8 protein-coding genes are annotated in these 7,948 nt (G+C 44.1%); 6 read left to right on the top strand and 2 right to left on the bottom strand.

What is annotated here, in order from left to right; translation table 11 throughout:
- The first annotated feature begins 129 nt into the window (after positions 1 to 129).
- The 6 genes from ACI4J0_RS12545 to ACI4J0_RS12570 all read left to right on the top strand — a co-directional run bounded on the left by ACI4J0_RS12545 (position 130) and on the right by ACI4J0_RS12570 (position 6,419).
- Positions 130 to 252 carry a hypothetical protein gene (locus ACI4J0_RS12545; RefSeq protein WP_439766156.1) on the top strand — a complete coding sequence of 41 codons (123 nt, stop codon included), beginning with the start codon at positions 130 to 132 and terminating at the stop codon, positions 250 to 252.
- A gap of 374 nt (positions 253 to 626) precedes the next feature.
- Positions 627 to 1,214, top strand: a complete 588-nt coding sequence (locus ACI4J0_RS12550; RefSeq protein ID WP_439766157.1) for a hypothetical protein — start codon at positions 627 to 629, stop codon at positions 1,212 to 1,214.
- A gap of 14 nt (positions 1,215 to 1,228) precedes the next feature.
- The gene (locus tag ACI4J0_RS12555; protein ID WP_439766158.1) at positions 1,229 to 2,404 is read left to right on the top strand and encodes a hypothetical protein; all 1,176 of its coding nucleotides are present in this window, start codon (positions 1,229 to 1,231) and stop codon (positions 2,402 to 2,404) included.
- Position 2,405: 1 nt separating this feature from the next.
- Positions 2,406 to 3,014, top strand: coding sequence for a hypothetical protein (locus ACI4J0_RS12560; RefSeq protein WP_439766159.1), 609 nt, complete (start codon positions 2,406 to 2,408; stop codon positions 3,012 to 3,014).
- 45 nt (positions 3,015 to 3,059) lie between these two features.
- On the top strand, positions 3,060 to 4,556 hold the full coding sequence (locus tag ACI4J0_RS12565) for a hypothetical protein (protein WP_439766160.1): 1,497 nt from the start codon (positions 3,060 to 3,062) through the stop codon (positions 4,554 to 4,556).
- A gap of 408 nt (positions 4,557 to 4,964) precedes the next feature.
- Positions 4,965 to 6,419 carry a S41 family peptidase gene (locus tag ACI4J0_RS12570; RefSeq protein WP_439766161.1) on the top strand — a complete coding sequence of 485 codons (1,455 nt, stop codon included), beginning with the start codon at positions 4,965 to 4,967 and terminating at the stop codon, positions 6,417 to 6,419.
- A gap of 29 nt (positions 6,420 to 6,448) precedes the next feature.
- Here the strand turns inward: ACI4J0_RS12570 and spoVAE are convergent, their stop codons facing one another.
- Together spoVAE and spoVAD are read right to left on the bottom strand one after the other, a co-directional pair.
- Positions 6,449 to 6,802, bottom strand: coding sequence for a stage V sporulation protein AE (gene spoVAE / locus ACI4J0_RS12575; protein WP_439766162.1), 354 nt, complete (start codon positions 6,800 to 6,802; stop codon positions 6,449 to 6,451).
- Between the two features lie 20 nt (positions 6,803 to 6,822).
- Positions 6,823 to 7,836 carry a stage V sporulation protein AD gene (gene spoVAD, locus ACI4J0_RS12580; RefSeq protein WP_439766163.1) on the bottom strand — a complete coding sequence of 338 codons (1,014 nt, stop codon included), beginning with the start codon at positions 7,834 to 7,836 and terminating at the stop codon, positions 6,823 to 6,825.
- Positions 7,837 to 7,948: the final 112 nt, after the last annotated feature.

Raw genomic sequence — 7,948 nt, forward strand, 5'->3', positions numbered from 1 at the left:
TTAATGGTCTGCATACCGGATATTTTACCTTTAGTGAATATTCTGCAAAGCCTGTAGGTGAAATTGTATGCAAATTTATGGGTTTTTAATTTTTTTGGTATCTAAATAAATATTAAGGATGTACCGCTGATGTTAGGTTTTTATCTTGCACTTATAGATGACCCCACCGATAAAGAAAAATTTACGGCGATATATGATAATTACAAGGATATGATGCACAGAAAGGCTATGACTAATTATATAGATAATTAAGAACCCGTCTTCACAAGCATATGCACACGTCTTTTCGGCAAATTTTTCCGCATACTGCGTTAAAGATCCTTGCCGGGCGGCAAGCCCGCCTGCGGATTTTTGCCTTGTCTTAGGCAAAATTATGCTCGAAAATCCGCAAACATTTCTTGTGAAGACAGGTTCTAAATGATTTTATATGGCAGACTCAAATAACAGATTGTCCTATATTTTAGGGATATCACCGGATATTAAGGGTGACATTGCCTCTTTGTTCAATGTGAAGAAAGACGATAATTTATGAATATCTCATATTTCCGAAAAAATATAAAGTATAAAGCTTTTCTGCCGATATATATAATAAGGATAGTTATACCTGCACGAAAGGATATGACGATATGAATATAACAAGTATGAGCGGAAGAGAACTGTTCACCACACTTACGGATGTTGAGCTTCCTCAGCGGAGCGGAGCCGAAAAAAGTGAACAGGCTCCCGTCACAAACGGTCCTCTTCGCAATTCCGAAAGAGATTTTTTTGAAGATATGGGCATTAAAGAATATGATACCGACAGCATTTCAAGCCTTCTTAAAACAGGACTCTATTCATCTTTTATCGGCAGTAACGATCACCCCGATGACAGCGCACTTGCCGAGCATTTCGGAAATATTGCAAAGCGTCTCGATGAAGCCTATGCTGCGGGAAAATTTACGGAAGAGGAATATAGTGAGCTTAACTCAAGCCTTGATGAATACATAGAAAAGCGCACTGCTTCCGCCGAAAATACAAGGGCATTTTATGCTGTGATGAAGGAGGAGCACGGTGCGAATGTATCTCAGATAAATGAAGTTAAGAAGGTATCTTCGGAGGAATATATGAAAAATCTGAAAGCGAAAATAGACAACTTTATTGAAGACAGGGGTGCAATTAACAGGGACATTCTCAGACAGATGATAAATGTCATTCGGTACGGTGCAAAGCTTTAAGGGGGAGTGAAAATATGAACATAACAAGCGTATCAAACACACAGCTTTATTCCATAGTAACGGGCAGGCAGATGGCGTGGGTGAACTGCGATATTACCAAAGTCGGCGGATATTCTAAAGAAGAGCTGCTTGAAATGTCCGCAAAGAATATCAATTCATCAAGCATTGATACTCTGGTAAAAAGCGGCGTCAGCTTTATGGATAATATGAGTATTTCCGATAATGATCTGGGGGACTTCATCGGCAAAATGGGCAGACGTATCGACGACGCTTACAGAAACGGAACGCTGTCCGAGGAGGATCATAAGACTCTCTGCGCCGAGCTTGACAAGTACATTGACGATGCTGTATATCAGGTGGAGTACAAGCGCTGTGCAAGAGAGATAAACAAGCCCGACGGTTACGGTGCGGCAGGTATTTATTCAGGTCTGCAGATCGGTGAAACGAGAAACAGAGTTCTTGAAATGATGAAAGAGGCAAGGGACGAGCCGCAGCCTTGGCAGGTAAACAGACAGGCGCTTATGGACAGGATAAATATGGTGAGGAACGCTATTATCCCCCAAGTGCCGAAGAGTGCCAAGGTTGAAGATGCTTCGGCAACTATTTACAGTATATTAAATGGCGAGAACACAGCTCCCGAAAACCCCAAAACCGAAATGCGTCCTCTGCTTAAAACAGGCTGTGGGGAGAATGATTATGATTTCGGTTATATTAAACTGCTGCAGGATTACATAGACAACGGCACCGATTTTTCAAATCTGAAAACTATCTCGGAGATGTTTATGGAGGAAAACAGCGAGGTGAATACCCGCATCAGACTTGCATCTGCAAGTGCTGACCCAATTGACAAGGATTTTATTATTGACCATATCAGCAAGCTTGCGAAAAATCTTGACAAAGCGTACAAGGACGGTATTCTGGACAGCAGAGAACACAAAGAGCTTAACAAGCAGCTTAATGATTATATGATTGACCTTACAAATGCCTTTCGCAGAAGTGAGGCATTCCATGAATGTATGCTTGCGGAGTCAAGGCGTGACCCAATCAGCAAAGTGATGTATTTTGCGTTAAATGATTTTGAGCAGATACAAGCAGACCGTGAGAGTTTCGTTCAGAGTTATCTTGAAAGCCACCCTTATGATATGAGAGAAATAATTGATGCTGTTAATGCCATAAGGCAGGAGGGGTAAAATGGAAATTACATCAATGAGCTGTGGAGAGCTTTACAAAACTCTTTCGGGCAGAGACTCTAATGTCTTTAAGCTTACCAATATGCCGCAGATGAGGGACAAGATCAAGGCGGTATATCCCTCAAATCGTGATGAATTTATCCGAGGCGAGGATAACCTTGACGGAAGAAGCGTAACGACTTTGTTTGAGTCAGCATTTCCCATTAAAGTATTAAGAATGAGCAACGAACAGCTTGCACAGCATTTCGGCGATATTGGAAAAAGACTTGACGAGGCTTATGCTCAGGGTAAATTCACCGAAGAAGAGTACAATGAGCTTAATGCAGGACTTGACGAGTACATAGAACACGCAACATCTCAGACAGAGAAAATGAGAGCCGTTTGGAAAACGGGAAAGCAGAATATGGACGGGCGCTTTCAGGCTATGAAAACGGGCGAATATCACCCTTTGACGGAAACACGATCTGTTGAGGAGATAAAAGCTGAAAAGGCTGCCGAGATAAATAATTATGTGAAAAATGTCTGCGGCATTGACAGGGATATGCTCAGAAGTATGATACATCTTGTGCGGTATGGAAATACCGAGATGATAAATTCGCTGTTGATATAATGCAGACACATTATATCAAATAAATTTTTCTTTGGAGGAACAGATATGGAACTGACAAAAGCGACAAATTATGATCCCGCTAACAGCCATATTTACGAGCTTGACGGAGCAGGAAAGGTGATAGGAAAAACACAGCCGAAGTTTCAGGCGGTGCTTGAAGAAATGCCTTCCGATAATGATTTTCAAAGCCGAGATGCACATATGAGGGCACAGGGATATGAGTTCGCAGATCTGAGCGGGCGCAGATCCATAGAGGACTATTTTGCCTCCGAGGAAATGATAAATAATGCAAATAATTCCGATGAAGCACATTTACTCAAATGCATAAGGTCAGGGCTTTTATATAAGAAGCAGTGTGTGAATTTTTCTCACGCAAAGGATTACGATAAGCTGACTGCCGAGCAGGATCTTTCGGGAATGACCGATGGGGAAAAATACACTGCCATATATGAAAAATATCGGCACTGCTATGGCGAGAATTTTTTGCAGGCATTTGAGCGTCAGTTTACCGTTCCCGCTGCGGAGAGGGACGATTATACGCAGCTGGAGATCAAATGGAAAAATGAACTGAAAACCGAATTCGGCAGTATTGAAAATGCTAAAAAGGCACGCAGGGAATCACTTTACGGCAAGGCTGACGAGAATACTGTAAGAAATGAGATAATAGGAAAATATGCTCAGAATGATAAACTTACCTTTCGTGACCTTTATGATATGACCTACGAAATGTCGCTCTGCGGTGTGGATCACGGAATGTCAAATGCCCTTGACAATATTTTTGAAATTTACGGCGGATATTATATGTCACAGCCGGGCGAGCACGGACAGCTTCTTCGTGAGCAGATGCTTGATGATGAAGTGACTTCCGACCATTTCAAATATATGCTTGATGTACAGTCCTCCAAGCTGCATTTCGGAAATCCGACAGATCCGCAAATGGGACGGGTGATCGGTCAGATACAGTCCGCTTTTTCGGGAAAGCTCAGTTCGGGAGGCAGGACAAACACCCTGTCATCTCTTGCGGACAGACTGAGCGGAATGCTTTCGGCACCGAAAATTTCCTCTGCTGCGGCAGTAAGCGCATATATGAATACTGCTTCCGAGACAGCCTGCGATGACCCTATTGCAGCTCTCAGAAGCAAGTACGATTTTGATAATATGCCGATGGGTTCGGAGGAAGAAAAGGCTTTTCTTAATGAGCTTGTTGATATGAAGCTTATATCGGAGAAGGATGCACGGCTTTTCAATTTTAACTGCGGCGGTTCTGTTGAGAGTGTATCAAATGATGTTATAATAACGCCCTTTGATGAATGGGACGGTGATATCCCACTGTGGCAGGAGGTTAAGAGCAAGTCCGACAATATCCTTGAAAGGCTTATGGATATTATTGACAACCAGCGAAATATCAGCGAGTATTACCGTGAAAAGATAAGTGATATAAAGCGTGTTCGTGAATCGGATAATTCGGGGCTTGAAGCAAGTGAAGCCTTCCTTGCGGACAAGCTGAGGATCGCCGATGTGCTGAAAAGTATAATAGAATAAATTTTTTTAAGCTCTCGGGGCACTATGGGATTTGTAGTTCAGCGGGAGCTTGAGCTTATTAACTCTGTTTGAAAATCCGCCGATTGGAAATACCCTGAACACTTATAGCAATCCACAAAAATATCCTGCCAAGTTCGGCGGTTCAAAGCTTGAATAGTGTCGTCACTCACCCTTGACAGGCGGCAAGCCTGCCTGCGGGTTCGTTCCTAACTCTTCAAGCTTTGCACTCGCCTCCTTTTGTCAGTCTATTTCTGTGTCTTGCTATAGTTATACCGAGCTTAAAATTAGTGTCAATATGATCATATAGGAGATAATTCAATGATAAAAAGATCCTCAAAAAGAATAATAGCGGCTATAGCGATCTTTTGCGCTATTGTATCTGCCTGCATATTATTGTTGCCTCATAAAATGACGCCCGAAAAAAGACTTGCGGATTTTGAATATGCCTGTGAAACAATAGAAGCCTCTCTCCATCAGCTGAACGATTATGAACAGCTGTATAACATAAATTACGATGAACTCAAAGCCGAATACGCTGGGCTTATATCGGACTGCAAAAATGATGCTGAGTTTTACTATCTGATGAAGAGCTTTCTGAACGCAATTCCAAGCGTTCATACTGCCCTTATCTTTCCCGATGAAAATGCTTATGCGCAGTCAGGGGGATATAATTCGGCGCAGCAGACAAAGAGTTTCGGCGTTAAAAAACAGGCGGAGCATTTCACTTCTGCACTTGCGGAGGATGCTTATAAATACTCAGATGCAAAATTTTATCTGGCAAATTATATGGACGGCAAGTATTATTTTCTGTCAGACGATGCCGCCAAAATAATAGAGATCGACAGCATCAACGGACAAAATCCCGATTTGTTTATCACGGATATTCAGTCAATTTTCAAGATCGGTTATGACCATATAAACTCAAAGCCCTTTTATTCCGCTGTGGTTTTCAATGATAAATACGGAGAAAAGGCAGCCATTTGCGGACATTACACCGACGGCACTGAGGTGGAAACAGAGCTGTATTATTCCCTGTTTGCAAGCGACACGATCTCCCGGACAGCAAATGATTTTGAAAATATGAAGTTCAAATCAGGAAACACACCCGATACCGACCCATACCATCTTCATATCGACAGTGAAAATAATATCTCCTACATAAGCATTGGCTCGTTTTCTGCCGCTGCTGCCGAGGAATTAAAGGAAAAAGTTTCCCTTGCAGGTCAATGCGAAAATGTTATTATCGACCTGAGAGGAAACACGGGAGGCGTATCCGGAACAGAGATAAACAGCCTGTTTGTTCCGCTGCTTACCGGTAACATTTCCTTTGAAAACACATTTAATTTTGATGTCAATGAATCAACCGAACATATTACTCCGAAAATTGCCGACAGCGATTCTGTTATCAAAGAAACTATTGAAATAAACGGAAACAAGGGCGCTTTTTCGGAAAAATATTATGTTATCGGAGGATCGGAAACGGAGCATAATTTATTTGTACTCATTGACTATAACACCATTTCCGCAGGCGATGAAGCGGCATCGCTTGTGAAACAGTACGGTCTTGGAACGCTTATAGGAAACAACACTGCAGGCGAGGGCAGAACAGGCTCATATCTTACCGCTGTTCTGCCTAACAGCAGGCTGGTTTTCAACTATAACTTCGGATATAATTATATTGATGAAAACAAGGATAATTCCGTTTGCGGAACAGCTCCCGACATTTATGTTCAAAACGGAATTGACGAATATATCAAAAAGCTTTCACAGGAAAATTCCTTGTCCTTTGAAAGCCGTATTAAATGGGACAATGTCCTCATAAAAACTCTGGAACTTATCAAAGAAAAGCAAAATGACCAATAAAATAACACGACATAAGCGGACAGCATAGCTTATTTTTCCTTTGATCTGCAGCACAGTCCCATAATAAGACCGAATATCATAGCCGCCGTAATGCCTGCGGAAGCGGCAGCCAGACCGCCTGTGAATACTCCGATAAAGCCCTTGGTGTCAACAGCCTCTCTCACGCCCTCCGCAAGAGCATTTCCGAAGCCCGTCAGGGGAACTGCCGCTCCAGCCCCCGCAAACTCGATAAGGGGACGGTATATCTTAAACGCTCCCATCACCACTCCCGCCACCACATAGGTAACAAGTATCCTGGCAGGAGTAAGCTTTGTGTAGTCGATGAGCAGCTGTCCTACAGCGCAGAGCGCGCCGCCTATAATAAACGCCCATAAATATTCCATTTTGTATTCCTCCTTGAAAATCAGTCCCGTGAGATATGCACAGCGTGGGAAATTCCGGGGATACTCTCTCCCTGCTGGGACATTGTGGGCGACATAAGCGCGCCCGTTGCACAGAAAAGGATATTCTTATATTCCCCCGACTTCACCTTGTCAAGAAAATATCCGCACAGCACCGCCGCACTGCAGCCGCAGCCCGAGCCGCCTGCATGAACATCCTGCTTCTCATAATCGAACATCATAGTGCCGCAGTCCTTGTATCGGGGGGCAATGTTCAGTCCGTCCCCCGCAAGCAGCTCGATAAGGAGCGTGCCGCCCACTCTGCCCAGATCTCCCGTTATGATAAGGTCGAAGTCCTCGGGCTTCATTCCCGTATCGTTAAGATAGGTCTCTATAACATAAGCCGCCGCAGGAGCCATTGCCGCACCCATATTGTTTGCGTCGCAGACACCCATATCAACTATCTTTCCGACAGTAACGCCCTTGATGTAAGGACCCTGCTTCTCGTGAGGAGTGACCACTGCCGCTCCCGAAGCGGTACAGGTCCACTGAGCGGTGGGTGTGCGCACGCCTCCGTAGGAAAGAGGAAATCTGAACTGTCTTTCCGCCGAGCAGAAGTGAGATGATGTTGCCGCCACCACGTTTCCGCCAATGCCGCTGTCGGTCATCAGCGCCGCCAGGAGCAGGCTCTCCGCCATTGTGGAGCAGGCACCGTAAACGCACAAAACGGGTATTTCCAGGTCTCTCAGACCGTAGGAGGTGGTGGTGCACTGATTTAAAAGGTCACCCGCAAACATATAGTTTACGTCCTCTTTGGAGATATTTCCCTTTTCCAGCGCCTTCATCACCGTAAGCCGCAGAAGCTCGCTCTCAGCCTTTTCCCAGGAGTCCTGACCGAAATGGGTGTCCTGATAGACCTGGTCGAAATGCCTGTGAAGAGGACCGTCCCCCTCTTTTTTTCCAACGATAGCCGCATAGCTGTGGATAGCGGGCGGCATATCCATAATAAAAGTGTTCCGTGAAATTCTTTGAGCCATATTAAAACCGCCTTTCCGAAGTTTGACTCTGTTTGTAATATTTCACCCGGAGACAAAATTATTCAATACGGCGCATAAATTTCAAGCATGCGGGGCGGGTGTCGACCCGCGG

Origin of the sequence: Huintestinicola sp., from assembly GCF_051882455.1 — a bacterium.
Taxonomy (GTDB): domain Bacteria; phylum Bacillota; class Clostridia; order Oscillospirales; family Ruminococcaceae; genus Huintestinicola.